The 804-nt window shown below is 48.1% G+C and carries 1 pseudogene; it reads left to right on the plus strand.

Annotation, left to right across the window (positions count from 1 at the left end):
- A pseudogene (locus QM911_RS09880) lies at positions 1-804 on the plus strand (hypothetical protein); the annotation flags it as partial.

The raw sequence follows: 804 nt of genomic DNA on the forward strand, positions 1-804 counted from the left end.
TGCTTGCACTTGTTGAAGCTGACGTACTTGCTGATGTGCTTGCACTTGTTGAAGCTGACGTACTTGCGCTTGTTGAAGCTGATGTGCTTGCTGATGTACTTGCACTTGTTGAAGCTGATGTGCTTGCTGAAGCTGATGTTGATTCAGAAGTTGATCTTGATTCAGAAGCTGACGTGCTTGCTGAAGCTGATGTGCTTGCTGAAGCTGATGTTGATTCAGAAGTTGATCTTGATTCTGAAGCCGATGTGCTTGCTGAAGCTGATGTGCTTGCTGAAGCTGATGTGCTTGCTGAAGCTGATGTACTTGCTGAAGCTGATGTGCTTGCTGAAGCTGATGTTGATTCAGAAGCTGACGTGCTTGCTGAAGCTGATGTTGATTCAGAAGCTGACGTGCTTGCTGAAGCTGATGTGCTTGCTGAAGCTGATGTGCTTGCTGAAGCCGATGTGCTTGCTGAAGCTGATGTTGATTCTGAAGCTGATGTGCTTGCTGAAGCTGACGTGCTTGCTGAAGCTGATGTGCTTGCTGAAGCTGATGTTGATTCAGAAGCTGATGTGCTTGCTGAAGCTGACGTGCTTGCTGAGGCTGATGTTGATTCTGAAGCCGATGTGCTTGCTGAGGCTGATGTGCTTGCTGAAGCCGATGTGCTTGCTGAAGCCGATGTTGATTCAGAAGCTGACGTGCTTGCTGAAGCTGATGTGCTTGCTGAAGCTGATGTGCTTGCTGAAGCTGATGTGCTTGCTGAAGCTGATGTTGATTCAGAAGCTGACGTGCTTGCTGAAGCTGATGTGCTTGCTGAAGCTGATG

Origin of the sequence: Streptococcus infantis, assembly GCF_047460825.1 — a bacterium.
GTDB classification, from domain to species: Bacteria; Bacillota; Bacilli; order Lactobacillales; family Streptococcaceae; genus Streptococcus; species Streptococcus infantis_V.